Genomic DNA, 25,257 nt, shown 5'->3' on the forward strand with positions numbered 1-25,257 from the left:
TACGCCGCGGTCAGGGTCTGCGGCCGACCCCCGACGCGATCTCGCCGGCGCGGGCGGGGCCACCCGCATCCGGGCTCAGCCTGGGGGTGGGCCCGCCCGTCGGCCGGGCCAGGCCGTCGAGGAACGCCGAGAGCGCCTCGGTCGACGAGCGCCGCGGCGTCCAGCCGAGCACGTCGCGCGCCCGGGCGGTGTCCATGACGGGCAGCCGCAGCACGGCGTCGAACAGGCCGGGGGAGGCCGGGACGAGCCGTAGGTACCACGCCGCAGCCAGGCCGGCCCGGACGGCCGCCCTGGGCACCGGCACGAGCCGGGCGCGCAGCAGCCCCGCGAGGGCCTTGGTGTCGACGACGGGGTCCGCGGCGAGGTTGAAGGGGCCGCGGGCGTCACCGAGCAGCGCCAGCCGGACGGCCTCGCCCACGTCGTCGGAGTGCACGGTCTGGAACCGCAGGCCGGGCACGTCGGGCAGCACGGGGATCCGCCCGGGTCGCACCAGCGACTGCGTGACGAAGGGCCCGGCGAAGAGCCTGCGCTGCTCCACCGCGGCCTCCCGGCGGAACACGAACGACGGGCGTAGCCGCACCAGGCGGATCGTGGGGTGCTCGGCCTCCCAGCCGTCGAGCGCCCGTTCCAGGTACGCCTTCTCCCGGGTGTAGGCGGCGCCCGGCCAGCCGTGCGTCGGCCAGTCCTCGCCGACGGGATGGTCCGCGGTGCTCCCGTCCGCGTCGGGTCGCGGTGAGTACGCACCGACCGATGACGCGTGCACCACCGTCGACACCCCGGCCTCGGCCGCCGCCCGGTGCACCGCCAGCGTGCCCAGCACGTTGACCCGCCAGGTCAGGGCGGGGTCGTGGGTGGGCTGGAACAGCCAGGCGAGGTGCACGAGCGCGTCGGCACCCCGCAACGCGTCCGTGAGGTCGTCGCGGGCGACGTCGGCGCGCACCCACTCGACGCCGGGGCCCGGATCGGGCGGCGGCCGGCGGGCGACGCCCACCACCGAGCCGACGCCGGGTTCGCGGGCCAGCGCGCGCAGCACGCCCGCGCCCAGGTTTCCGGTCGCACCGGTCACGACGACACGCATGGTCCGCGGGTGGCCCGCCGCGGCCCGGCCAAACCTGCCCGTGCCCGTTTGTCCGCCCCGCTGCCGGGTAGGGCGGGGCCGAGCCCCACGACCTCGTCGACCTCCCGGAGGAGACCCATGCGAGCAGTGACCTGGCACGGCCGACGCGACGTCCGCGTCGACACGGTCCCCGACCCGAAGATCGAGGCGCCCGACGACGTCGTCGTCGAGATCACCTCGACCGGGATCTGCGGGTCCGACCTGCATCTCTACGAGGTCCTCGGGCCGTTCCTCGACGAGGGCGACATCCTCGGTCACGAACCGATGGGACGCGTCGTCGAGGTCGGTCCGGAGGTCACGAAGCTGTCCGTCGGCGACCGCGTCGTCATCCCGTTCAACGTCTCGTGCGGCACGTGCTGGATGTGCGGGCACGGGCTGTACTCGCAGTGCGAGACGACGCAGGTCCACGAGTACGGGACCGGGGCGTCGCTGTTCGGCTACACCAAGCTCTACGGCCAGGTGCCGGGCGGGCAGGCCGAGTACCTGCGCGTCCCGTTCGGCAACACGCTGCCGATCGCGGTGCCCGACGGGCCGTCGGACGACCGCTTCGTGTACCTCTCCGACGTGCTGCCGACGTCGTGGCAGGCGGTCCGCTACGCCGACGTCGTCCCCGGCGGCACCCTGCTGGTCCTCGGTCTCGGCCCGATCGGTGACATGTGCACCCGGGTGGCCCGCCACCTCGGGGCGACGCAGGTCATCGGGGCCGACCTCGTCCCGGAGCGGCTGGACCGCGCCGCGGCGCGCGGCACGACGGTCGTCGACCTGAGCTCGCTGGACGGCCGGCTCGGCGACGCCGTCCGTGACCTCACCGGCGGGCGCGGCGCCGACGCCGTGATCGACGCCGTCGGGATGGAGGCGCACGGCTCGCCCGTGGGCAAGCTCGCCCAGCAGGTCACCGGGATGCTGCCCGACGCGCTCGCCGCGAAGCTCATGATGACCGTGGGCACCGACCGGCTCGGCGCCCTGCACAGCGCGATCGACGCCGTCCGCCGCGGCGGCACGATCTCGCTGTCCGGTGTCTATGGCGGGATGGCCGACCCGATGCCGATGCTGACCATGTTCGACAAGCAGATCCAGCTGCGGATGGGCCAGGCCAACGTGCACCGTTGGGTCCCCGAGATCCTGCCCCTGCTGACCGAGGGCGACCCGCTGGGTGTCGACGACTTCGCGACGCACCGGCTGCCGCTGGAGTCCGCATCGGACGCATACGCGACGTTCCAGGAAAAGCGCGACGGGATGGTGAAAACCCTGCTCATGCCCACCCGCGACGGCGCGTGATCGGCGATCCGGAACAGGAGGATCCCGCGCTCGTGGGGGTTACGGGCGTGAGCACCGCCAGGACCGCGGAGCCGTCGCGGCAGGACTCCTGCCGGGTTCGGCGGTCGGGGAAACCGGCCGGCGAGTACCGGCCCACGGTTGTCGCGCGGCGTGTGTCCCGGCGGGGGACCGGGTAACCGGTCCGGATCGGGACCGGATTCGGACCGGACGCGCCTCGCCCGCCACGGCGAGGCGACGAGAGGAGCACGATGCCCACCGCGCGCGAGATCATGACCGCGGACGTCACCTTCGTCCGCGGCGACGAGCCCGTCCGAGAGGCGGCGACCAAGCTGGCCGACGCCGGCGTCGGCGCGCTGCCGATCTGCGGCGTCGACGACCAGCTGGTCGGGATGCTCACCGACCGCGACATCGTCACCAAGGTGATCGCGGCGGGGAAGGACCCACTGGCGGTGCGTGCCGGGGAGCTCGCCCAGGGCGAGGCCGTGACGGTCGGCGCGGACGACGACGTCGCCGAACTGATGCGCACGATGGTGGCGCACAAGGTGCGCCGCGTTCCGGTGATCGACGGCACCCGGGTCGTCGGGGTCATCAGCCTCGCCGACGTCGCCCGCAGCCTCGACGACGCCGACACCGGCATGCTCACCGAGGCCCTGTCCACGGACTGAGCACGTGAACGCGGCAGGAGACCCTCACCCGCCGACGCCGAGGAGCGCGGCTGCGCAGGGAGCGACGATGCCCCTGAACCAGACGTGCGCGCCAACGGCCGAGCGGCGGATCGGCACGACGAGTCGAAGGACGCCGGGCGGTCGGCGGGGGATGTCCGGCGCCGGCCCGGGTACGCACCGGGCATGACGCACTCCTCCGCGCGCACGGCGGGCGACCCGCCGGCCGACCCCAGGCCCGCGGCACCGCCCGCGCTGCCCGAGGCCTCCGCCGCCGACACCGCCCGGGTGCTGGCGTTGGCCGTAGGTCCGATCGTCGCCCAGGAGGTGATCGCCCGCAGGCGCCGGGTCGTCGCGCTGGCCGGGCGCCGCGTCGGTTCAGCCCCGACGGCTGGCTGGACGGGACCTACGACGCGGACCCGGCGATCGTCCCCTTCAGCGCCGGGCCCGCGCACTGCCCGGGCCGCGAGCTCGTCCTGCTGACGGCGTCGACGATGCTGGCGACGCTCGTCGGTGACCTCGACCTGACCGTGCGCCCCGCGGGCCTGCTCGTGCCGGGACGCCCGCTGCCGGGCGGCCTCGACCCGTTCACGCTGCGGTTCGCGGTCCACGGCCGGGCGGACGCCTAGCGGCGCACACCGCGCCGACGCGGCACGGGGCGTACCGGCTCGACGCGGCCGGTCGGGCCGGGGCCGGGCCGACGCGACGCGCTCACCGGGTGTCCCGGTGGTGGCGCGCCGCGCCGGCCGGCGCCGCCGCTGCCGCCGCGCCGGCAGCCGTCACTCCTTGTTCAGTTTGTCCTGTGCCAGACCCGCGACCTTCTCGACCGTGTTCGGCAGCTCCGTCGTGCCGTACAGGCGGCTGTCGGGGTGGGTGGGTGGCGGCATCGGGGCGGTCGTCGTCGGCCCGTCGTGGTAGGTGAACTCGCCGTGCCCGTCGACGCTGGGGCCCTTGGCCCAGCGGCCCTCGGAGGCCTGCGCGCCGTCGCTGAAGTTCTGGTACTGGTAGCTGACCTCGGTGAACTCCTTCGACTGCGGGAAGTTGCTGGGCGTCGGCATCGTCTCCGCGCCCTCCTCCTGCAGCTCGGCCGCGGCGGCCAGCCACATGTTCTGGTGCATGGTGTCGCGGGCGAGCAGGAACGACAGCAGCTCGCGCACACCTGCGTCGTCGGTCATGTGGTAGAGCCGTGCGACCTGGACGCGGCCCTGCATCTCGGCGTTGGCGTTGGCGGTGAAGTCGGCGAGCAGGTTGCCGCTGGCGGTGATGAAGCTGCCCTGCCACGGGTTGCCGTTGCTGTCGACGGGCCGCGCGCCGGCACCGGCGACGATGGCGTGCTGCACGTCGGTGCCGCCGATCACGGCGGCGACCGTCGGGTCGTCCTGGACGGCGTCCTCGGTGATGCCCAGCGGGGCCTTCTCCAGCAGCTGGGCGATCATCGTCGCGAGCATCTCGACGTGCCCGATCTCCTCGGACGCGACACCGAAGACGAGGTCGCGGTACTTGCCCGGCGTGTGCATGTTCCAGCCCTGGAACATGTACTGCATCGCGACGGTGATCTCGCCGTACTGCCCGCCCAGCACCTCCTGGAGCTTGCGGGCGTACACGGCGTCGGGCTTGTCCGGTGTCGACTTGAACTGCAGTTCTTGGCGGTGCAGAAACACGTGTGCTCCTCGGGAATCGAGCGGGGGAGGCGCGGCACCGTCTCGGCCGCGCGCGATGACCCGTCACTCCGGACGGTTCCTGTCGCCTGCCCGCGCGACACCGGTCGAAACCGCCCACGGAGACCGGATCGCCCACCGGCGCGGTCGCCGATGGCCGAGGTGTCCTCAGTCCGTCCGGCGGAACAGGAACAGGCCGTAGCGGTGGCGGTGGTCGATCCACCGGTCCTGGAGGGCCATGCCGTGGCCGACCAGCTCGGCCGCGAGCGGACCGGGCTCGAACTTCGCGGAGAAGCCGACGTTGATCGCGTCCCCGCGGCGGAGCGTCAGCGAGACGTCGAGCGCCGGTAGCGTCGCGACGTGGTCGTCCAGGACGTGCAGCAGCCCCTCGACCACCGGACCCACCACCCGTGCGCGGGGCTCGAACAGCTCGGTGCGGAAGTCGGCACCGAAGCGCGAGTTGAGATGACTCAGGTGGTTGAGCCGGAACCGCCGGAACACGTCATGGCCGGGAGGGTCGTTGTAGCAGCGTTCGAGCGTCTCGGTGGACTTGGTGAGATCGGCCGAGACGAGTAGTCCGTCGCCGGGCCGCAGCGCCGCCGCGACCGCGCCGAACAGCGCCTCGCGCTCGGCGGCCGTCGAGTTGCCGACGTTGCTGCCGAGGAAGGCCACGCACACCGGCTCGCCGTCGGCACGCAGCTGGGCCAGTCCCGCCTCGTAGCGGCCCCAGAGGCCGCGCACGTCGAGGTCGGGGAGGGCCGCGGTCAGGTCGGCCGCGCTGCGCTCCAGCATCTCCCGGCTCACGTCGATGGGCAGGTACGTCGTCGGCCGACGACGCAGGCACGCCGCGAGCAACAGCCGGGTCTTGCGGGCACTGCCGCTGCCCAGCTCCGCGAGCCGGGCGGTGTCGAGCGCCGCGGCGACCTCGGCGGCGTGCCGGCCGAGCAGCGTCCGCTCCACCCGCGTGAGGTAGTACGTGGGCAGCTCGGTGATCTCCTCGAACAGCTGCGAGCCGATGCTGTCGTAGCCGAAGTGCGGCGGGATGCGGGGGACCGGTTCGCGCAGGCACGCCGCGAGGTCCGCGCCGTCGTCCCAGAACCCCGCGTCGACCGACTCGACCTCGACCGACACCTGTCAGCCCGCGGACCCGGTGGGGGTGGTGCGCAGGCTCGTCGTGCCGCGCTCCCAGCACCCCAGCAGGTGCTCGCCCATCCGCTCCGCGAGCAGCGAGCTCGCGCGGATCCCGAAGACGACGTCGGCCGCCAGCTCCGGTTCCGCGGCCAGCAGCGGGTCGAGCACGCTGCGCCGCACGACCTGCTCGTGCACCGCGTCGGCCTCGACGTGCTCGTCGTAGAACCGGATCGCGGCGGGCCCGCAGCCCAGCCGGCGCATGGCCTTGACCAGCCGCTCGGACCCCGGCGACGACGTCAGCTCGACCATCGCGAACTGCCCGACGGACGCGCCCCGCAGCCCGCGGTGCAGCCCGCACAGGGTCATGAGGTTCACCTCGGCGAGTGTGGCGCCGGGGGCCTGCTCGACGTAGGCGCCGTACGCGTCGCTCAGCCCGATCTCGACCATCATCTCCGCGAACAGCGTGGAGTGCATGCGCTCGGGACGTCCCGAGCCGTACTCGTCGTGCTCGACGGTGACCAGGCCCGCCTTCGCCGGCCCCGACAGCCGCGGGATCACCCACGCCTGCGGGTCGGCCTCCTTGAGGTGGTAGATCGACCGGTGCGCGACGTACTCGCGCAGCTGCCCGAGGGTCCCGTCGCGCTGCAGGTGGTGCGACACCCCGCGCACCCCCGGCCCGACCGGCTCGACGAGCAGCGACTCCACCTCGGCGGCGACGTCGTCGCCCGGTTCGACGTCGGCCCGCAGCGCCGCGAGGAAGACCTGCTCCAGCTGCCGGCGCAGGCCGAGGACCGCCGGGTCCCACTCGCGGTCGTCGTCGACGCCGGCGAACCCCCGATAGTGCAGCTCGTAGCAGCAGTGCAGCGCGAGCTGCAGGTCGTCGCCGTAGGGGTCCGCGTCCGCGGTGTCGACGGCGGGGACCGGATCGCCGCGCAACGCGGCGACGACGGCCCCGGACAGCGGTCCGCGCGGCGTGGGCAGCTCGGGCGCCGCGGTACGGGGGCGGTCCAGCGTCCCGGTCATGCCTCACGTCCTTCCTGTCGCACCTTGCGCCGGTGGCTCGCGTCGCAGATCGGGTAGCGCTTGCTGCGGCGGCAATGGCACACGGCGGTGACGGCGCGGTCCGAGCGCACCCGCGACCCGTCGGGCAGCTCCAGCTCGACCGGGCCGCTGACCAGAGCCGGGCCCTCCTCGGTCAGCACGATGCGGGTCGGCTCCGGGCGCGCGAGCCGGCGCTCAACCACGACGGGCCTCGACGACGACCAGCTCCTCGAGGTGTTCGCCCGGCTCGATGAGACCACTGCGCTCGAGCAGCTGGGCACGCGAGCGCATCACCGGCCCGAACGGGATGCGCGCGCGGTCGACGACGTCGGCCGCCAGCCCGGCGGCGGCGAGCCGCTCGAGCGTGCGCTCGGGGCCGCACACCGCGGAGTGCACCAGCAGCAGCGTGCCGTCGTCCTCGAGGTGCTCGGGCGCGCCGTCGCAGATCCGGTCGAGGATCGCGCGCCCGGTCGGGCCCGCGTCCCAGCTGCGGCCGCGGGTGTGCCGGGGCAGGACCGAGGTCTCCGACGGCACGTACGGCGGGTTGGCGACGATCAGCCCGAACCGGCGGCCGCGCACCGGCTCGTACAGGTCGCCGCGGTGGACCCGGACGGGCCTGCGGTGCAGCAGGAAGTTCAGCCGCGTGGTGGCGACGCAGCGTCGGGAGAGGTCGACGGCGGTCACCGACTGCGCCCCGGCCCGCGCGCCGGTGAGCGCGAGCGCGCCGGTACCGGTGCCGAGGTCGAGGACGTGCCGCCCGTGTGCGAGCTGGGCGACGCGGCCGGCGAGCAGGTGGGTGTCGGACTGGGCCTTGTACACCCCGGGAGGACAGAGAAGGATCACGTGCGGTCCTCGGTGCGGACGGGGGTCCGCGCGGACCCGTGGACGACGGCAGGCATATCGGTCCATACCCGGCCCCGCGGCGCTTAAGCCTGTCCCTGTCGGCCGCCGCTGCACCCCGTCGCCGGCGGCTCCGTATCGACACTCCGGTATTGACACCCCGCGGGCCTCGCTGCCTACAGTGAAAGCAGACCCATCCAGAGCGGCCGAGAGACCCGGCTCGTCGACGCCGCAGCAACCCCCCGCCCCGTGCGGGTGCGGGTGCTCCCGCCGGGGTCGATGGAGGACGTCATGGACGGCACCCGGCCGGCGTTGTCGCGGCGTCGTCACGTCGACTTCGGACGCACGGAGGCCGCGCTCTGTCGGTGACCCCGCCCGCCCCCGGTCACCCCTCCCGACATCGGAGCAACGCCATGTCCGTCGACGCCGTGCCCACTCACACCCCGCCCATCCACACCCCGCCCATCCACACCCTGCCCGCACCTGCCCGCTCGATCTCCGCGGAGCCCTCGCCACGGGAGCGGCGCCGCGCGCACATCGCCGCCCGGCTGCTCGACGGCCTCGAGTCGCTCCTGGAACGCAACCGGGCTTTGCTCGGTGACCCGGACGCGGGTGCGCTGCACGTCGAGCTGATCGCGGCGGAGGTCGCGCACGAGCTCGCGATCGCCCGCGCGGCGTTGCGGCGCGCGCCGGCCCTGCAGCCGCCGCGGCCCACCGGCTCGGCCGGCGCGCCGAGCACCCCGGCCGTGCCCGGCGAGCCCACACGACCCTGATCCCGCAAGCGGCGGGCGCCGCGACGCCGGCGGCCGGGCCGGCGCCCGGCCGCCGACGGGGCCGTCGCGTCCCGAGCCGAATGTCCGGCGCATCGGCGACCGCATCCCGAATCGTCCTGCGGAATGGGATCGGGGCCGCGGTGTTCGGACAGGTCGATCCCGTCGACACCGCGTTTCGGTCCGTGTGTGTCACATCGTCGCCCGGAGGATTGACGCCGCCCGCGTCCATGTACGTAGAGTGCAGAAGTTCCTCCGGGGACACACCATCCAGAGCGGCCGAGAGACCTGGCTCGACGACGCCGCAGCAACCCCCCGCCCGAGCGGGTGCGGGTGCTAAAGCCGGGAGCGATGGAGGATGCGATGTTCCTGGGAGTGCGGCGGTTGCACGTCGACCTCAAGCGCACGGCCGGAGCGGTCTGTCGGGTCTGACGACCCTGGCCCGTCCACGCTCGTGCACGAGAGGTCACCTCATGGCCCACCTCCGTCTCGCCGTCGCCCTCGACGGCGCGTGATGCGCAGCGAGTACACGGGCTCGACCCTGCGCGACAACCTCGGCCTGCACCCGCCCATGGGCCTCGGCGAACCACACCGGCCACGCGCCGTCCTGACCCCGAACCCGTCCGACCGCCGACCACGACCGGCCCCGTCCGGCCCACCCGCCGACGGGGACGCTCCCTCCCGAAGAAGGAACCACCGATGACCGCACGATCGCGCCGGGCAGCGATGTTCCCGGCCCTCCTCGCCGCCGCCGCACTGGTGCTGGCCGCCTGCGGCGGGGGGAGCTCGGGAACGGAGGCCGACGCGGGTCCGCCGCGGGCCGGCGGCACGCTCACCTTCGCCGTCGGCAGCGACGCGGGCTGTGTCGACCCCCAGCAGGTCGCGAGCAACGACACGATCTACTCCGTGCGTCAGCTGGTCGACTCGCTGACCGACCAGGACCCGAGGACCGGAGAACTGAAGCCGTGGCTGGCCACGGCGTGGCAGACCTCCCCGGACGCCAAGAGCTTCACCTTCACCCTGCGGACCGGGGTCACGTTCTCCGACGGCACCCCGCTCGACGCCGCGGCGGTGAAGGCCAACTTCGACCGCATCCCGTCGCTCGGGGTCCGCGCGGCGCTCGCGAAGGGCTACCTCGCCGGGTACGCGGGGACGACGGCGCAGAGCCCGACGCAGCTCACCGTGAGCTTCACCCAGCCGAACGTCCAGTTCCTGCAGGCCACCTCGACCCACAGCCTCGGGATCCTGTCGCCGGCCTCGGTCGCCAGGTCCGACGACGACCGCTGCGCCGGTGTGATCGGCTCGGGTCCGTTCACGCTGCAGAGCTACGTCAAGAACGCCTCGATCACGCTCGCCAAGCGGCCGGGCTACGACTGGGGCTCGTCGCTGTTCGCCCACCCGGGCGAGGCGTACCTCGACACCCTGCGGTTCACGATCGTGCCGGAGTCCGGTGTCCGGACCGGCTCGCTGCAGTCCGGTGAGGTCGACGCGATCGGCAGCATCGGGCAGCAGGACGAGGCGCCCCTGACGGGTGCCGGCGACCAGCTGCTCGCCCGCCCCAACCCGGGCATCGTGTTCGGCATCGGGTTCAACCTCAGCAAGCCCGTCGTCGCCGATCCCGCTGTGCGACAGGCTCTGTCGTTGGCGATCAACCGCCAGGACATCGTGGGCGGGGTCTTCCCGTCGCAGACCAGGGCGGCGACCAGCGTGCTGGCCTCGACGACGCCGTCCTACGCCGACGAGTCGGCGCTCGTCGTCTTCGACGCGGCCAAGGCGCGGTCCGTCCTCGACGCGGCCGGCTGGGTCCCCGGGCCCGGCGGCATCCGCGCCAAGGACGGCCAGGAGCTCACGATCCCGGTCACCTACGCCCCGGTCGCCGGGACCAACCAGCCGGCGCTGGAGCTGATCCAGCAGCAGGCCAAGGCCGTCGGCATCGACATCCGGATCCAGCAGGTCCCGGTCGCGCAGCTGGCGAGCCAGCAGGCCGCGGGCGACTTCACCGCACTGTGGGGCAACCTGACCCGGGCCGATCCCGACCTGCTGCGCAGCCAGTTCTCGGTCGCCGGCTCCAACTTCTACCGGATTCCGCAGAGCCCGCTCGAGCCGGTGCTGGTGGCCCAGGCGGGCGAGCCGGACCCGGCCGAGCGCACCCGGCTCGTCGGCCAGGCCCAGCAGCTGTTGCTCACGCAGGGCTTCTACGTGCCGGTCGTCGAGCTGACGACGGTGCTGGCGGTGGGGCCGACCGTGCACGGCGTCACGTTCGACGCGTCGTCGCGCATCCAGCTGCACGACGCGTGGAAGTCGGCCTGACGGTTCGAGGAACGGAGCTCGTCGTGCGCGGGGGAAGTCGTGACCCGGGGGAAGTCGTGATGGGGGGAACGTCGTGACCGTGCCGACCGAGCGGGTGACCCCGCCGTGACCCGGTACCTGGTGCGGCGCATCGTCACCGCGGTCGCGGTGCTGTGGGCCGCCTACACCGTCAGCTTCGCCGTGCTGTACCTGTTGCCCGGCGACCCGGTCACGACGATGGCGAGCGGCGGGCTCGACGGCGAGCCGCTCTCGCCCGCCGCGATCGAGGCGCTCAAGGCGCGCTACGGCTTCGACCAGCCGGTGGTCGTGCAGTACGGCAACCGGCTGTGGGAGGCGCTGCACGGGAACCTGGGCACGTCCATCCAGACCGGCGAGGACGTGCGGAGCGCCGTCCTGGCGGCGTTGCCACCCACGCTGCAGATCGCGCTCGGCGGCCTGCTCGTCGCCGTCGTGCTGGGCACCGTGGTGGCGGTCGTCGCGACCTACACACGGTTCCGCTGGCTGCGCCAGGGCCTCATGGCGCTCCCGTCGCTGGCGGTCTCGCTGCCGGTGTTCTGGGTCGGGCTGATGCTGGTGCAGATCTTCGCGTTCGACCTGCACCTGCTGCCGTCGGTGGGGTCGACCGGCTTCCGGTCGCTGGTCCTGCCGTCGGTGACGCTCGGCCTGCCGACGGGCGCGCTGGTCGCGCAGGTGCTCGCGAAGAGCCTGCAGACCGCGCTCGACGAGGCGTACGTCCAGACCGCACGGGCGAAGGGCGTCGGGCGCGGCGCGATCCACCTGCGCCACGCGCTGCCCAACGCCGTCATCCCGGCGCTGACGGTGCTCGGCTACGTGGCCGGCAACCTGCTCGCCGGGACGGTCGTGGTGGAGACCGTCTTCACCCGGCCGGGACTGGGCCGGCTCATGGTGCAGGCCGTCGGCGTCCAGGACATCCCGATGGTCCAGGGGATCGTGCTGTTCTCCGCGGTGGTGTTCGTGGGCGTCAACCTGCTGGTCGACCTGGTGTACCCGGTGCTCGACCCGAGGATCACGAGGGGGGTGCCGGCGACCGCATGACCGAGCTGCTGATCAGGCCGGACTCGACGGAGGCCGCCGCGCCCGCGGGCGTGGCCCGGTCCGAGCCGTTGTCGCGCAAGGAGCGGCGCCGACGGTTGCTGCGCTTCCTCGGCCGCAGACCGGGGCTCCTCGCCGCGGTGGTCGTCGTGGCGCTGGTGCTGCTCGCCGCGTTCGCGCCGGGCGTGCTGGCGCCGGGCGACCCGAACGTCGGGGTCGTCGCCGACAAACTGCGCCCGCCCAGCGGCGCGCACGTGTTCGGGACCGACTACCTGGGCCGCGACCTCTACACACGCGTCGTGCACGGCGCGTCGCTGTCGCTGCAGGCGACGCTGATCGCCGTCGCGGTGGCGCTCGTCGTCGGCGGGCTGATCGGCCTGCTCGCGGGCTTCGTCGGCCGCTGGGTCGACGAGGCGCTCATGCGCGTCGTCGACGTGCTGCTGTCGATCCCGGCGATCCTGCTCTCGCTCGCGCTGATCACCGCGCTCGGCTACGGCACGGTGAAGGTGGCGATCGCGGTGGGGGTGGCCAGCGTCGCGAGCTTCGCCAGGGTGATGCGGGCGGAGACCCTGCGCATCCGGCAGTCGACCTACGTCGAGGCGGCCAGGGCGATCGGCACCCGCCGGCACGTGACGCTCGTGCGGCACGTGCTGCCCAACGCGGCCGGCCCGGTGCTGGTGCTCGCCGTGCTGGAGTTCGGGCTGGCGATCCTCGCCATCTCCTCGCTGTCGTTCCTCGGCTACGGCGCGCCGCCGCCCGCGCCGGAGTGGGGCTCGCTGATCGCCGAGGGTCGCAACTACCTGGCGACGTCGTGGTGGCTGTGCGCGCTGCCGGGCCTGACGATCGCCGCCACCGTGCTGTCGGTCAACCGGATCTCCCGGGCGCTCGACGGGGAGTGGGCGCGGGCCCGATGAGCGCTCGGCTCGTCGGCCGCCGCCCCGGCCACACCGGATAAGGGGTTCAATGAGGTTCCAGGTTCTCGACATCGTCCCGCACACACCGCACCCGGTGACCAGGGAGATCGTCTCGGTCCACGAGCGGCTGCGCCGGGTCGTGGAGACCGCGGTGCTGGCGGAGCGTCTGGGGTTCGACTCGTACGCCGTCGGTGAGCGGCACGCGGGGGAGTTCGTCTCGTCCGCACCCACGGTGCTGCTCGGCGCGCTGGCCCAGGCCACGAGCCGGATCCTGCTCTCGACCGGGGTGACGGTGCTCTCGCTGCTCGACCCGGTCCGCGTCGCGGAGGACTACGCGACCATCGACCAGCTCTCCGGCGGCAGGCTCGAGATCGTGATCGGGAAGGGCAACGAGGACAAGCACTTCCCGCTCTTCGGGCTGGAGCTCGCCAAGCAGTACGAGTACCTCACCGAGAACTACGAGCTGCTGCGCCGGCTGCTGCGCGATGAAGGGGTGTCGTGGAAGGGCACGCACCACGCGGACCTCGACTCGGTGACGACGCACCCGCGCCCGTTCGACGGCCCGTTCCGCATCTGGCACGGGTCGGCGACGTCCACCGTCGCGGTCGACCTCGCCGCGAGGTGGGGCGATCCGATCTTCTCGGCGAACGCGTTGCAGCCCAGGGAGAACTACCTGGTGCTGATCGAGCGCTACCGCGAGCAGCTGGTGGCCAACGGGCACGACCCGGCCGTCGGCTACGTCGGCTCCGGCTCGGGCGGGCTGTTCCTCGCCGACACCGACGCCGAGGCCGTCGCGCAGTACCGGCCGATCTACGAGGGGTTCGCCGCGAAGATGCGCGCCGCGCACGCCGGCGACGACCGGCCGGGCAAGGTGACGTCGTTCGCGACGATCGAGGAGGCCGTCGCGCACGGGCCGGCGCTGGTCGGGACGCCGGAGCGGGTGGCGGAGAAGATCGTCGACTACCACAAGTCGTTCCGGCACGACGTGCAGTCGGTGTCGGTCAACCCGACGCTGCCCTATGTGCAGCAGCAGGAGGTGCTGACCCGATTCGCCGAGGAGGTCGCCCCGCTGGTGCGGCGCGAGGTGACGACGACCCTGTGGGGCCCGCACGATTCCGGCCGGGCGAAGGGCTTCACCGCCTGACCGGAGCCCCGGCCCCCGGAGGCGTGCGTGTCGCCGGGACGGCCGGGGGCGGCCGTGGCCGAAGCGGTCAGGGCACCGGCCTCGACCGCTCCGGGGCGTGCTCCGGGTGCGGCGCGAAGTCCGCCGGACGGGTGCCGCCCCGGCCGGTGAGCTCGCCGAGCCGCCCCATGGTCCACAGCTCGAGCGCGACGACCGCGAACGCGATCACGAACCCGGTGCACGCCAGCGCGACGGCGACGTCCTCCCACATGGTTCCTCCTCGCCTCGACACGGAAATGTCGTGTCACGACATATAAATATCGTAGCACGATGAAAGTCCTCCGGGTTCCCTCGATCGGTCAACCGGTTCGGCTCGCGACGATCTCCGCGGCCAGGTCGCGCAGCTTGCGGTTGCGCAGCTGACTGGCCTCACGCAGCGCGGCGAACGCCGCGTCACGCGTCACGCCGTCGCGGACCATCAGGATTCCGATCGCCGCGCCGATGGTCCGGCTGCTGTCCAACGCCTCCCGCAGCTGGTCGGCCCGGTCCCGGGCCGCGGCGGCCGCCAGCACGAGGCCCGCGGCGACCGCGGCCGCGGCGACGGCGTCGTCCCCGGGGGGCGGCGTGGCCAGGTAGACGTTCAGGCTCGCGGGGACGACGTCGGGCAACGGATGGCTCAGGACGGACCGGATCGCGGTCTCGGCGCGCATCCGGCTGCGGAACCCGGGCCAGCGCCGGTCGTCGGTCGCCGTGAGGTCGAGCCGCACGGGCTCGCCGGCCGTCAACGCATGCAGGCACGGGCCCTTGCCGACCTCGTACTGGATCCGGTCCGCGCGCTCGGCCAGCGGATCGCTCGCCACGGCCGTGGCCGGGCGCGCGCCGACCCGGCGGGTCACGCTGACCGAGGCGACCCCGGGGACCCGGTCGCGCACGAGCGCGACGACGGCGGTCTCGACCGCGCTCCCGGCCGGTCGCAGCCCGCCCGCGGCCGACAGTGCTCCCGCGGCCGAGGGTGCGCCGAGGTCGAGCAGGAGCGCGAGGAGGTCGGCCGGGGGGGGGGGAGATCGTCACCGCGGCCGTCGACCTCTTCGGGACCTCCGGTGCCGGGCTGATGGTCGCCGACGAGCAGGACACGCTGCGCTACGCGGCCGCGACCGACGGGCCGGGCCGCGTCCTGGAGGAGGTGCAGAGCGAGACCGGGCAGGGGCCCTGCGTCGACACCTTCGTCGACGGCAGGCCGGTCGCGACCGACGACCTCGCCGCCGAGCAGCGCTGGCTCGCGAGCCGGGACGTGCTCGTCGGGCACGGGGTGCGCGCGGTCCTCGGCGTGCCGGTCCGCCTCGGCGGGGTCGTCGTCGGCTCGCTCGACGTCTACCTGGACCGCCCGCACCGCTGGGACGACTCCGAGCACGCCGCGCTGACCCGCTACGCCCAGGTGCTGCAGATGAGCCTGCGCTCCGCGCTGGCGGCCCGGCACACCGGCGAGCTCGTCCGCCAGCTGCAGTACGCCCTCGACTACCGCGTCGTGATCGAGCGTGCCGTCGGGTACGTGATGGCGGCCCGGCGGACCGACGCCGTGACCGCGTTCGACCTGCTGCGCCGCGCCGCGCGCAACCGTCGCCGGAAGGTCGCCGACGTGGCCGAGGAACTGCTGGCCACCGGCCGCCTGCCCGGGCCGGACCGCGGGAGCGGATAGACCCCGGCGGACGCGGATAGCCGAGCGGAGGCGGGGTAGGCGGACGCCATGACGTCGTTCGGCTACACCCTCATGACCGAACAGCGCGGTCCGCGCGAGCTCGTCGCCGACGCGGTCGCGGCCGAGCGTGCGGGCTTCGACTTCGAGGTGATGAGCGACCACTACTTCCCGTGGCTCGACGAGATGGGCCACGCCCCCTACGCATGGAGCGTGCTCGGCGCCGTCGCCACGGCCACCGAGCACGTCCCCTTCATGACGTACGTGACCTGCCCGATCATGCGGTACCACCCCGCGGTCGTCGCGCAGAAGGCCGCGACCGTCGGGCTGTTGTCCGGCGGCCGGTTCGCGCTCGGGCTCGGGGCGGGGGAGAACCTCAACGAGCACGTGGTCGGCCGCGGGTGGCCCACCGCGGACGTGCGCCAGGAGATGCTCGACGAGGCCGTCGGGATCATCCGGAACCTGCTCGCCGGCGGGTACGTGACCACGCAGGGCCGGCACTTCCGGGTCGACTCCGCGAAGCTGTGGGACCTGCCCGACGGCGGCGTGCCGCTCGCCGTCGCGGTGTCGGGGGCGCAGTCGGTGCAGCGGTACGCGCCCGTCGCCGACGCGATGGTCGCGGTGCAGCCCGAGGCCGAGCTCGTCCGCGGCTGGGACGCCGCCGCAGGAGCGGAGCTGCCCAAGATCGGGCAGCAGCCGATCAGCTGGGGCCCCGACGCCGGCGCCGCGACCGACCGGGCGCACTCGCTGTTCCGCTGGTTCGGCGGGGGGTGGAAGGTCAACGCGGAGCTGCCCGGAACGGCGGGCTTCGCGGCGGCGACCCAGTTCGTCCGGCCCGACGACGTCGCGGCGGCGATCCCGTGCGGACCCGACGTCGACGCCCACGTGGAGGCGGTTCGTCCCTTCGTCGACGCCGGGTTCACCCACGTCGCCCTCGTCGAGGTCGGAGGCGAGATGCAACCGGACTTCTGCGAGTTCGCCCGCACGACGTTGCTCCCCGCACTGCGCGAGGAGTACGGCAAGTCGGAGGGCCCCGGGCTCGCCGTGCGGCGGTGAGCGCTACCACCGGGGGTCGTCGCCGCCGGCAGCCCCGGCGGCCAGGTGGACGGAGATGACCGTCATGGACCGGCAGTCCCTGCATCTCGGGCTGGACGCGCAGCCGCAGCAGGTCAGCCTGGTCCGGCGGGCGCTACAGACCTGGCTCGCCGCCAACGGCTGGCCCGACTCGGCGACGGACGAGCTGGTGTTCGCGGTCGTCGAGGCGTTCAGCAACAGCGTCCAGCACGCCTATCCGGGCTTCGCGTCCGGGCGCGTCACGATCGAGCTGGCCCTGCAGGCGACGACGCCGGGCCGCATGCGGGTGCTCGCCGTGGTCACGGACTTCGGGCACTGGCGCGACGCCGGCGCGCACCCCTGCCCCGGCAACGGGCTGGCGCTGATCCGGTCGGTCTCGCAGGGCATGACCCTGGCGACCGGCGACGCGGGAACCTGCCTGACGGTGTGGACCGACGACGAGGAGCTGGTCGCGGCGGAGCGACGGTGACCGCGCGTGTCGCCGCTGGTCGGGCGCGAGTTCCCCGGATTCCGGTTGAAGTGGCGCGCCGCCGGGAACCCGGCCTGGTCGCGGCCCTGATCGGCCGCGCCCCGTGGACGGGTGTCCGGGCGGTCCGCCGCCGGGTCCCGGTGGAGGTACAACCAGCTGCCTCTCGATCGCAGATTCGAGGAGGCTCCGTGCTCGACAACGCCCGCCCGACCGCCGGCCCGGTGCCGGTGGACGACGATGCCGTCCGCACCGCCGATCACGGCGCCGCGGACCACGCGGCGGACCACACGGCCGACCCGGCCGCCGATGCTACCGAGCTGGGCCCCAGCGAGTACGCCGACCAGATGCCGTTGCTGCAGCGCTACGCCGCGCTCCCGGCCGACGATCCCGAGCGCGAGCGCATCCGCGAGCAGCTGGTGCTGTCGTTCCTGCCGGTGGTCGAGCACCTCGCCCGCCGCTACGGCAACGGCTATCGGGTCGCCGCGTACGACGACCTCGTGCAGACCGGAACCGTCGGGCTGATCACCGCGATCGACCGCTGGGACCCCGAGCGCGCGAAGGGCGAGTTCCTCGGCTACCTCATCCCGTGCGTCCGCGGCGAGATCCTGCGGTACTTCCGCGACCGGACCTGGTCGATGCGGGTGCCGCGGCGGCTGAAGGACCTCGGGGTCGCCATCGGCAAGGCCTCCGGCCCGCTGACCCAGGAGCTCGGCCGCGCCCCGCGGCCGAGCGAGCTCGCGGCCCACCTCGGCGTCGACCGCGAGGAGGTCATCGAGGCGCTCGCCGCCGCGGCCGACCGCCGGGCGACGCCGCTGTTCCCGGTCACCCACGACGACGACGCACCCGAGGAACGTGTCGGGACGGTCGAGAAGGCCTACGACCACGTCGAGTACGCGATCGCGCTCAAACCGTTGATCGAACAGCTTCCCGAGCGTGAACGTCTGATCCTGACGCTGCGGTTCTTCGGCGACCAGACCCAGTCGCAGATCGCCGCGAGGGTCGGGGTCTCACAGATGCACGTGTCGCGGCTGCTCGCGCGCACCCTCGAACGCCTGCGGGAAGGGCTGGCCGCGACCAACGATGACCTCGCCTCCACGTAATCTCTGGGACGGCATCGTCGCCCGGGACCCCGGGCCACCTCCCGTCCGCCACGGCGACGGTGCGCGTGGACGTGAGGAGGCGAGGGGTGCAACCGATGGATCCCCACGGTGAGCAGCTGCGACGGCTGCAGGCGCTCACCGACTCCGACCTCGCCCGGCTCGACGTCGACGAGCTGCTCGAGGCGGTCCTCGAACGCGTCCGCGACCTCTTGCATGTCGACACCGGCGCCGTGCTGCTGCTCGAGCCGTCCGGGGCGTTCCTCGTCGCGAGGGCCGCGCTGGGTCTGGAGGAGGAGACCCGCCAGGGCGTGCGGATCCCGTTCGGTCGAGGTTTCGCCGGCCGGGTCGCCCAGGAGCGCAAGGCCGTCACCATCGCCGAGGTCGACCACGGCAACGTCCTCAACCCGATCCTGCGCGAGAAGGGGATCCGTTCGCTGCTCGGTGTCCCCCTGTGCATCGGCGAGGACGTCATCGGGGTCGTGCACGTCGGGACGCTCGAACCACGCATCTTCACCGCCGAGGACGCCGAGCTGCTGCAGCTCGCGGCCGATCGCATCGCGCTCGCCACCCGGGCCCGGATGACGCATGCCGAGCTCACGGCCGCGTCGGTGCTGCAACGCAGCCTGCTGCCCGGCCTGCTGCCCGAGATCCCGGGCCTCGAGCTCGCCGCGCGCTACGTCCCCGGGGGCGGCGGGGACGTCGGCGGCGACTGGTACGACGTGTTCGACCTGCCGTCGGGACGACTGTGCGTGGTGGTGGGGGACGTCGTCGGTCGCGGGCTGAACGCGTCGGTGGCGATGAGCAGGCTGCGCAGCGCGATGCGCGCGTACGCCCTGGTCAGCGACGATCCGTCGGAGATGCTCCGGCGCCTCGACGAACAGACCCGGCACTTCGAGCCCGACGTCATGGCGACCGTGCTGTGCGCGGTCGTGGAGCCGACCCTCGACGTCGCCCGCGTGTCGTCGGCCGGGCACCCGCCGCCGATCCGGGCCGTCCCCGGCCACCCCGGCGAGCTGGTGGAGATGCCGGCGGACCCGCCGATCGGCCTGACCCGGTCACGGCGACGGCACACGACCATGGTCGACCTGCCCGCGGGTGGTGGGCTCGTGCTCTACACCGACGGGCTCGTCGAACGCCGCCACGAGTCGCTCGACACCGGGCTGCAGCGGCTCATGTCCGCCGTCGTCCCGGGCCCGGCGGAGCTGGTGTGCAGCACCGTGATGGGCCGGATGATCGGCAACCACCAGGCGGTCGACGACGTGGCCCTGCTCGTCGTGATGCGGTCGGCCGCCGCGGTGACGGGCGGCTCCCTCACGCTCGTCGAGCCGGCCGAACCCCGGTCGCTTCGGGTCATCCGGCACGCCGTGCGGACCTACGTCGAGGCGCTCGGCGCGACGCCCGCCGAGACCGCCGACCTCGTCCTCGCCGTCGGTGAGGCGTGCGCGAACGCGGTCGAGCACGCCTACGGTCCCGGTGGCGGGACGGTCGAGGTCCAGCTGGAGCGCGACGGCCCGCGGCTGACCGTCACCGTCACCGACACCGGCTCGTGGCGCGATCCCCGCGGGACGAACCGGGGCCGAGGGACGACACTGATGTACGCCCTGATGGACGACATCCGGGTCGACCGTGGTCTCGGTGGCACGCAGGTGGTGCTCACGACGACGCTGGGCCGGAGGGAGGACACGGCATGACCGATGCAGAGGTGACGTGCCGGGAGCCGGCGCCCGGCACCGTCGAGATCGTCGTCACCGGGGAGATCGACCTGCAGAACGCGGGCGCGGTCGAGCGGCGCATCCACGACATGGTCGACAACGAGGCCCGGTCGGTCACCATCGACCTCGGCGCCCTCGAGTACCTCGACAGCGCCGGCCTGCGTGTCCTGTTCACCCTGGCGTCGCGGCTCGAGCTGCTGCAGGTGGCGTTCGACGTGCGGGTGCCGGAGGGCTCGGTCGTCCGCCGGGCTGTCGATCTGTCGGGGCTCGGCGACATCGTGGCGGTCCACTGAACGTCGCCGTAACCGGGCGCGACCCGGACGGTTGAGCGTCGCCGGACCCGGGAACCCGGGCGGGGCCGGGGCCCACAGCAGCGACGTCAGGAGCCGCACATGACCGCGACGGACCGGGACGGATACGACGAACAGCCCGAGGCGACGCCGAGGGAGGTGTTCATCCGGCTGCTGCTCGACACCGTCCGCGACGACCCGTACCCGAGTGGCACGCAGCTCGACATGATCGAGCAGTCGATCCCGCCCGACATGGTTCCCGAGTACGTCGAGCTGCTGGCGCAGAAGTCGCGCGAGGGCGCGTTCCCGAGCACCGACGTCCTGCGCCGGATGCAGCGCATGTCGGGAGGTTGACCGCGCGGCCCCGGGCCACGAGCGGTTCCGGCGAGCCGCTGGATCGTGGCGCCGGGCCGGCACGCGCATCGGTCCCGCCCGGTCGCAGGTACGGACGGGCCTGGGACCACGGCGTGCGTCGTGGCCCAGTTCCCGCGCGCGGAATTCCCGCGCGACGCGGAATTCCCGCGTGACGCGGAATTCCCGTGCGACGCGGATAACCCGGGCCCGGTGCCGGGTAACCGGGCACGTCGTGCCGCCGCAGCCGGGCGGTGGCACCCAGCGGAGGGTGGACGCATGCGGCCGACGACGGCACTCGAGATCGACGACCCGCGGCACGTGTCGACGAACGGCAGCCGGCCGTCGGACTCCGAACGCCGGGCCGCCGCGGTCGAGGACCTGAAGGACAGCCTCAAGGAGCTGTTGCGCTCGGCGTTGCGCGCGACGACGGGGATCGTCCTGGACAAGGTCGAGGACCTTGCCGCGATGTTCGAGCGCAGCGCCTCGACCGGTGGCCTGGCCATGGGCGGGCTGCTCGGCGCGGTGCGGGCCGGCATGGCCGGGTCGAACCCGATCTGGGGTGCGTTCAAGGGCGCGATCGGTGCCATGAGCCCCGGGATGCGCGCCGCGCTCGTCGCCGTGCTGGTGCTCGCGATCCTGCTGCTCCCGATCACGGTGGTCGTGCTGCTGGTCGCGCTCGTCGTGCTGATCGTCGTGGCCGCGGCGCGCGCGACGGAATGACGCGACCGGTCTCGTGGTCGGCGCCGCCGCGATCGGCGGCGGATTCCGACCAGAGCAAGGCGTTCGGGCATTCGGAGGTCCGGCACCCGGATGAATCTCGATCACTCGCGTGAAATGGCCCGGCGGAATAGGCCGAACGGCCCATTTATCGGTGATTGGGCTCGCGAATGTGTGGGTCCGGATTGGCTCGGGTAACTGGTGGCGACCCAGGCCCGACCTGCACTCCGCTCCGATTCGTGATCTTCGAATTCGGATCTCGAGTCCGGGGCGGGTCACGATCAAGGAGGAAAGATGAAATGCGGCGCGCGAGTGGCGCTCGGGGTGGCCGGCGGCTACTTCCTGGGCCGTACGAAGAAGATGAAGCTCGCCCTGATGCTCGGTGGGATGGCAGCAGGTCGACGTGCCGGTGGCCCGGGTGAGCTGCTGGCCCAGGGCAGCAAGCTGCTCAACAGCTCCCCCGAGCTGGCGGCGCTGACCGACCAGGTCCGCGGCCGGTTGCTGGAGGCGGGCAAGGGTGCCGCCATGGCGGTAGCCGCACGACAGGTCGCCAACCTGACCGACAAGGTCGGTAAGCGGGTGGAGTCGCTCGGCGACGTCGGTTCCGGGGCGCGCAGCGCGGGCGAGGACGCCGTCTCGTCGGCCACGGACGCCGCGTCGTCCGCCCGGGGCGCGGCCGAGGGTGTCGTGGGCCGTCGCCGCAGGCGGGGCGCCGAGGCCGACGACGCCGGTTCCGAGGACACCGGGTCCGACGACACGACCGACGACGAGCCCGTGTCCGACGAGCCCGTGTCCGACGAGGACGTCTCCGACGAGCCCGTCGCCGACGAGGCGGAGGACGGCGACGACCTGTCCGACGACGTCTCCGAGGACGACGAGCGGGCCGAGGACGAGGACGACCGCCCGGCCCCGCGGCGGCGGCGCTCGGCGAAGGCCGCCGGACGCGCCGACGTCGAGGAGACGTCGGCGCGTGCCACGCGGTCGGGGTCCGGCGCCGGGTCGAAGACGACCCGCACCGCGAAGAAGGCCGCGGGTGGTGCCACGAGCGCAGCCCGGTCGGCGGGTAAGAGCGCGACGAGCACGGCCCGGAAGGGCACGGGCCGACGGAGGACCAGCAATGCCTGACGCGAAGCTCACCGATGCGCTGCCGACCGACGCGCTGAAGGACTCCGGCCAGCGCCTGCTGACGCTGCTGGTCCAGCGTGCGGCCGAGGCGGCGACCGACCGGGTCACCGGCCTGACCGACAAGCTCGACGGCATCACCGAGAACGGCGGGACCGGCCTGCGCAAGGCGCTCGGGGGCCGTGACTCCGACGAGGCCGACCGTGACTCCGAGGAGGGTGCCGAGGGTGACAGGGACCGCGACGACTCCGGCGACGGTTCCGGCGGCGGGTTCTTCGCCGGGCTCAAGGAGAAGGTCTCCGGGATGTTCGGCGGCGAGTCCGGCGGCGGTGGTGGTTCCGGCAGCGGAAAGAAGCTGAAGGTCACCAACATCGTCGAGGAGCAGGACATCGGCCTGCCCCTGCGCACCACCTACGACCTGTGGACCCAGCTGTCGGACTTCCCCAGCTTCATGAAGAAGGTGGAGAGCGTCGAGCAGGTCTCCGACGAGAAGACGCACTGGAAGGCGCAGGTCTTCCTGTCCCACCGCGAGTGGGAGGCGACGACCGTCGAGCAGGTCCCGGACTCCCACATCGTGTGGCGGTCCACCGGCGCGAAGGGGCACGTCGACGGCGCCGTGGCGTTCACCGAGCTCGGGCCGAACCTGACCAGGGTGCTGCTGGTGCTCGAGTACTGGCCGCAGGGCCTGTTCGAGCGCACGGGCAACATCTGGCGGGCCCAGGGCCGCCGCGCGCGGCTGGAGTTCAAGCACTTCCGCCGGCACGCGATGACGACCGCGATCCTGCACCAGGACGAGATCGAGGGCTGGCGCGGCGAGATCCGCGACAGCGAGGTCGTCAAGACCCACGAGGAGGCGCTCGAGGAGGAGGAGCGCGCCGGCGGCCGCGACGGTGAGGACGAGCGCGGCGCCGGGCGTGGCGACGACCGCGACGAGTCCGACGAGTACGCCGACGACGAGTACGCCGACGACGAGTACGCCGACGACGAGGCGGACGACGAGGCCGGCGACCGCGACGAGGACGCCGAGACCGACGAGTACGACGACGCCGAGTACGACGACGAGGGCACCGACGAGGGCGCCGACGACGAGTACGCCGACGACGAGGCGGGCGACGGGACGGCCGACGACTACGAGGAGACGGACGACGAGCCCGCGGAGGACGAGTACGCGGAGGACGAGTACGCGGACGACGACGAGGGTGCCCGGGACGAGGCCGACGAGGCCGAGGACGAGCAGCCCGCCCGCCGGCGCAGCGCGCGTCGTCGGCCCGCGACTGCCGGAAGGAGCCGATGAATGACGGTCGCGACCCAGGCCGCGGGAGGCGGTCACGTCGACCGCGGTGGCGGCGGTGGTTCGAGCGGACTGGCCGACGTCGTCGAGCTGATCCTCGACAAGGGGCTGGTCATCGACGTCTTCGTCCGGGTGTCGCTGGTGGGGATCGAGATCCTCACGATCGACGCGCGGGTCGTCGTCGCCAGCGTCGACACGTTCCTGCGGTTCGCCGAGGCCACCAACCGGCTCGACCTCTACGGGAAGGGCAAGGGCGGTAAGGACCTCACCGAGCTGACCCAGGGGATGATGGAGGGCGGCGCGAAGGGCAAGACGGCCGGAGTGCTGGACGCGGCCGTCGACAAGGTCGGCGAGCTGCTCGGGGGCGACGAGGAGGACGAGCGCGAGCCCGTCCGCAAACGCCCACGGCAGCGGGCCCGGGAACGGGAGCGTGAGCGGTGACCGCCACCTACGTGTACGGCCTCGTGGCTGCCGGCACCACTCTGCCCGACGACCTCGTCGGCCTCGGCCCGTCGGGACGGGTGTCGCTCGTCGAGCACGACGGCGTCGCCGCGATCGTCGGTGACGTCCCGGACCGGCCGCTCGGCACCCGCGACGACCTGACGGCCCACGAGGCCGTCGTCGACACCGTCGCCGCCGCGACGACGGTGCTGCCGATGCGGTTCCCGGCCGTCGTCGAGGACTCCCAGGTGGTCGACGAGCTCCTCGCGCCGCACCAGGACCGCTTCCTGCGCGCCCTCGAGCAGCTCGACGGCATGGTCCAGTACTCGCTCAAGGGCCGCTACGTGGAGGAGGTCCTGCTCAAGGAGATCGTCGAGGAGGAGCCGGCGGTCGCCGAGCTGCAGGAGCGGATCCGCGGGGTGTCCGAGGACGCGTCGTACTACGACCGCGTGAAGCTCGGCGAGATCGTGGCCAAGGCGATGGAGGAGCGGCGCGACGTCGACGCGAACGACATCCTGGACCGGATCTCGCCGTTCGCCGAGCAGGCGTCGCCGACGACGCCTCCCCAGCCCGACGAGGTCGTCGACATCGCGTTCCTCGTCCGCCGTGACGGGGTGGAGCAGTTCGAGAGCGAGGTCGAGGAGCTCGGCGCGGACACCCACGAGTGGCTGCGCCTGCGGTTGCTCGGGCCCCTCGCGCCCTACGACTTCGTCCCGGCGGAGGAGTGATCGCCGATGGGACTCGTGTCCGGTCTGCTGGGCCTGCCGCTCGCCCCCGTCCGCGGGGTCGTGTGGCTGGCCCGGCAGATCCAGGACCAGGCCGAGGAGCAGTACTACGACCCGGCCCGGATCCGCGCGGAGCTGGAGGCCGTCGACGAGGCCCGTCGCAACGGGACCCTCACCGAGGAGGAGTGCGTCGAACGCGAGAACGAGCTGCTGCAACGGCTGATGGTCCGACGGACCTGACCGGGCAGCCGGGACGAGACGCGACCGAGGACATGAGCGATGACCGCGAGGGACCACGCCGCAGGCCGGCACGTGACCGGCCGGCGCGGCGCCGGCAGGCTGGTGCCGAGGACTCCGAGGACCGACCGGACG

Annotated in this window: 28 protein-coding genes, 1 pseudogene and 1 riboswitch; of the genes and pseudogenes, 21 read left to right on the plus strand and 8 right to left on the minus strand. The window is 73.3% G+C overall.

Going from position 1 to position 25,257, the window contains the following annotated elements:
• Positions 1 to 10: 10 nt before the first annotated feature.
• Positions 11 to 1,078, minus strand: a complete 1,068-nt coding sequence (locus PSED_RS11940) for an NAD-dependent epimerase/dehydratase family protein (RefSeq protein WP_013674494.1) — start codon at positions 1,076 to 1,078, stop codon at positions 11 to 13.
• 117 nt (positions 1,079 to 1,195) lie between these two features.
• Here PSED_RS11940 and PSED_RS11945 point away from each other — a divergent pair, with 117 nt between their 5' ends.
• From PSED_RS11945 to PSED_RS35290, 3 genes and pseudogenes are all read left to right on the plus strand, one after another.
• On the plus strand, positions 1,196 to 2,395 hold the full coding sequence (locus PSED_RS11945; protein ID WP_013674495.1) for an alcohol dehydrogenase catalytic domain-containing protein: 1,200 nt from the start codon (positions 1,196 to 1,198) through the stop codon (positions 2,393 to 2,395).
• A 248-nt stretch (positions 2,396 to 2,643) separates the two neighbouring features.
• Positions 2,644 to 3,060: a CBS domain-containing protein gene (locus PSED_RS11950; protein WP_013674496.1), complete on the plus strand. Its 417-nt coding sequence runs from the start codon at positions 2,644 to 2,646 to the stop codon at positions 3,058 to 3,060.
• A gap of 377 nt (positions 3,061 to 3,437) precedes the next feature.
• A pseudogene (locus tag PSED_RS35290) lies at positions 3,438 to 3,686 on the plus strand (cytochrome P450); the annotation flags it as partial.
• Positions 3,687 to 3,836: 150 nt separating this feature from the next.
• Here the strand turns inward: PSED_RS35290 and PSED_RS11955 are convergent.
• The 5 genes from PSED_RS11955 to PSED_RS11975 all read right to left on the minus strand — a co-directional run bounded on the left by PSED_RS11955 (position 3,837) and on the right by PSED_RS11975 (position 7,730).
• The gene (locus PSED_RS11955; protein ID WP_013674497.1) at positions 3,837 to 4,718 is read right to left on the minus strand and encodes a manganese catalase; all 882 of its coding nucleotides are present in this window, start codon (positions 4,716 to 4,718) and stop codon (positions 3,837 to 3,839) included.
• A 165-nt stretch (positions 4,719 to 4,883) separates the two neighbouring features.
• Positions 4,884 to 5,846 (minus strand): L-histidine N(alpha)-methyltransferase, encoded by a 963-nt coding sequence (locus tag PSED_RS11960; protein WP_013674498.1) that lies wholly within the window; start codon positions 5,844 to 5,846, stop codon positions 4,884 to 4,886.
• Between the two features lie 3 nt (positions 5,847 to 5,849).
• On the minus strand, positions 5,850 to 6,869 hold the full coding sequence (locus tag PSED_RS11965; RefSeq protein ID WP_013674499.1) for an iron-containing redox enzyme family protein: 1,020 nt from the start codon (positions 6,867 to 6,869) through the stop codon (positions 5,850 to 5,852).
• Positions 6,866 to 7,090: a CDGSH iron-sulfur domain-containing protein gene (locus tag PSED_RS11970; RefSeq protein WP_013674500.1), complete on the minus strand. Its 225-nt coding sequence runs from the start codon at positions 7,088 to 7,090 to the stop codon at positions 6,866 to 6,868. The genes PSED_RS11965 and PSED_RS11970 overlap by 4 nt, the downstream gene beginning before the upstream one ends.
• Complete coding sequence (locus PSED_RS11975) at positions 7,083 to 7,730, minus strand: HemK2/MTQ2 family protein methyltransferase (RefSeq protein WP_013674501.1); 648 nt, start codon at positions 7,728 to 7,730, stop codon at positions 7,083 to 7,085. Before PSED_RS11975 ends, PSED_RS11970 begins: the two co-directional genes overlap by 8 nt.
• 410 nt (positions 7,731 to 8,140) lie before the next feature.
• Between PSED_RS11975 and PSED_RS11980 the strand changes: the two genes are divergently transcribed.
• The 5 genes from PSED_RS11980 (at position 8,141) to PSED_RS12000 (ending at position 13,918) form a co-directional block, all read left to right on the plus strand.
• Complete coding sequence (locus PSED_RS11980; RefSeq protein WP_013674502.1) at positions 8,141 to 8,500, plus strand: hypothetical protein; 360 nt, start codon at positions 8,141 to 8,143, stop codon at positions 8,498 to 8,500.
• Between the two features lie 260 nt (positions 8,501 to 8,760).
• Positions 8,761 to 8,855: riboswitch (SAM riboswitch) on the plus strand.
• A gap of 341 nt (positions 8,856 to 9,196) precedes the next feature.
• The gene (locus PSED_RS11985; protein ID WP_013674503.1) at positions 9,197 to 10,807 is read left to right on the plus strand and encodes an ABC transporter substrate-binding protein; all 1,611 of its coding nucleotides are present in this window, start codon (positions 9,197 to 9,199) and stop codon (positions 10,805 to 10,807) included.
• Between the two features lie 105 nt (positions 10,808 to 10,912).
• Entirely contained in the window at positions 10,913 to 11,863 is a 951-nt protein-coding gene (locus PSED_RS11990) for an ABC transporter permease (RefSeq protein ID WP_013674504.1), read from the plus strand.
• Positions 11,860 to 12,774 carry an ABC transporter permease gene (locus PSED_RS11995; RefSeq protein WP_013674505.1) on the plus strand — a complete coding sequence of 305 codons (915 nt, stop codon included), beginning with the start codon at positions 11,860 to 11,862 and terminating at the stop codon, positions 12,772 to 12,774. The genes PSED_RS11990 and PSED_RS11995 overlap by 4 nt, the downstream gene beginning before the upstream one ends.
• Positions 12,775 to 12,823: 49 nt before the next feature.
• Positions 12,824 to 13,918, plus strand: coding sequence for an LLM class flavin-dependent oxidoreductase (locus PSED_RS12000; protein WP_013674506.1), 1,095 nt, complete (start codon positions 12,824 to 12,826; stop codon positions 13,916 to 13,918).
• Between the two features lie 67 nt (positions 13,919 to 13,985).
• Here the strand turns inward: PSED_RS12000 and PSED_RS12005 are convergent, their stop codons facing one another.
• Positions 13,986 to 14,168: a hypothetical protein gene (locus PSED_RS12005; protein ID WP_013674507.1), complete on the minus strand. Its 183-nt coding sequence runs from the start codon at positions 14,166 to 14,168 to the stop codon at positions 13,986 to 13,988.
• Positions 14,169 to 14,256: 88 nt separating this feature from the next.
• Positions 14,257 to 14,829, minus strand: a complete 573-nt coding sequence (locus PSED_RS12010) for an ANTAR domain-containing protein (protein ID WP_013674508.1) — start codon at positions 14,827 to 14,829, stop codon at positions 14,257 to 14,259.
• Positions 14,830 to 14,909: 80 nt separating this feature from the next.
• On the opposite strand from PSED_RS12010, the gene PSED_RS12015 reads away from it, so the two are divergent.
• The 13 genes from PSED_RS12015 to PSED_RS12075 all read left to right on the plus strand — a co-directional run bounded on the left by PSED_RS12015 (position 14,910) and on the right by PSED_RS12075 (position 25,125).
• A complete protein-coding gene (locus PSED_RS12015) occupies positions 14,910 to 15,593 on the plus strand; it encodes a GAF and ANTAR domain-containing protein (protein WP_013674509.1) in 684 nt (227 codons plus the stop codon).
• Between the two features lie 48 nt (positions 15,594 to 15,641).
• A complete protein-coding gene (locus tag PSED_RS12020; protein WP_013674510.1) occupies positions 15,642 to 16,646 on the plus strand; it encodes a TIGR03557 family F420-dependent LLM class oxidoreductase in 1,005 nt (334 codons plus the stop codon).
• A 55-nt stretch (positions 16,647 to 16,701) separates the two neighbouring features.
• A complete protein-coding gene (locus PSED_RS12025; RefSeq protein ID WP_041759558.1) occupies positions 16,702 to 17,133 on the plus strand; it encodes an ATP-binding protein in 432 nt (143 codons plus the stop codon).
• A gap of 188 nt (positions 17,134 to 17,321) precedes the next feature.
• A complete protein-coding gene (locus PSED_RS12030; protein WP_013674511.1) occupies positions 17,322 to 18,233 on the plus strand; it encodes a SigB/SigF/SigG family RNA polymerase sigma factor in 912 nt (303 codons plus the stop codon).
• A gap of 95 nt (positions 18,234 to 18,328) precedes the next feature.
• Entirely contained in the window at positions 18,329 to 19,924 is a 1,596-nt protein-coding gene (locus tag PSED_RS12035) for an ATP-binding SpoIIE family protein phosphatase (protein WP_041759560.1), read from the plus strand.
• Complete coding sequence (locus PSED_RS12040; RefSeq protein WP_013674513.1) at positions 19,921 to 20,238, plus strand: STAS domain-containing protein; 318 nt, start codon at positions 19,921 to 19,923, stop codon at positions 20,236 to 20,238. Before PSED_RS12035 ends, PSED_RS12040 begins: the two co-directional genes overlap by 4 nt.
• A 99-nt stretch (positions 20,239 to 20,337) precedes the next feature.
• Positions 20,338 to 20,589, plus strand: a complete 252-nt coding sequence (locus PSED_RS12045; protein WP_013674514.1) for a hypothetical protein — start codon at positions 20,338 to 20,340, stop codon at positions 20,587 to 20,589.
• Between the two features lie 276 nt (positions 20,590 to 20,865).
• Positions 20,866 to 21,309 carry a hypothetical protein gene (locus PSED_RS12050; protein WP_013674515.1) on the plus strand — a complete coding sequence of 148 codons (444 nt, stop codon included), beginning with the start codon at positions 20,866 to 20,868 and terminating at the stop codon, positions 21,307 to 21,309.
• A 291-nt stretch (positions 21,310 to 21,600) separates the two neighbouring features.
• Positions 21,601 to 22,431, plus strand: a complete 831-nt coding sequence (locus PSED_RS12055; protein WP_013674516.1) for a hypothetical protein — start codon at positions 21,601 to 21,603, stop codon at positions 22,429 to 22,431.
• Positions 22,424 to 23,722 carry an SRPBCC family protein gene (locus PSED_RS12060; protein WP_013674517.1) on the plus strand — a complete coding sequence of 433 codons (1,299 nt, stop codon included), beginning with the start codon at positions 22,424 to 22,426 and terminating at the stop codon, positions 23,720 to 23,722. The genes PSED_RS12055 and PSED_RS12060 overlap by 8 nt, the downstream gene beginning before the upstream one ends.
• Entirely contained in the window at positions 23,723 to 24,160 is a 438-nt protein-coding gene (gene gvpJ / locus PSED_RS12065; protein ID WP_013674518.1) for a gas vesicle protein GvpJ, read from the plus strand.
• Positions 24,157 to 24,888, plus strand: a complete 732-nt coding sequence (locus tag PSED_RS12070; protein ID WP_013674519.1) for a GvpL/GvpF family gas vesicle protein — start codon at positions 24,157 to 24,159, stop codon at positions 24,886 to 24,888. Before gvpJ ends, PSED_RS12070 begins: the two co-directional genes overlap by 4 nt.
• A gap of 6 nt (positions 24,889 to 24,894) precedes the next feature.
• Positions 24,895 to 25,125 (plus strand): gas vesicle protein GvpG, encoded by a 231-nt coding sequence (locus PSED_RS12075; protein ID WP_013674520.1) that lies wholly within the window; start codon positions 24,895 to 24,897, stop codon positions 25,123 to 25,125.
• Positions 25,126 to 25,257: the final 132 nt, after the last annotated feature.

The organism is Pseudonocardia benzenivorans CB1190, assembly GCF_000196675.2.
Taxonomy (GTDB): domain Bacteria; phylum Actinomycetota; class Actinomycetes; order Mycobacteriales; family Pseudonocardiaceae; genus Pseudonocardia; species Pseudonocardia benzenivorans.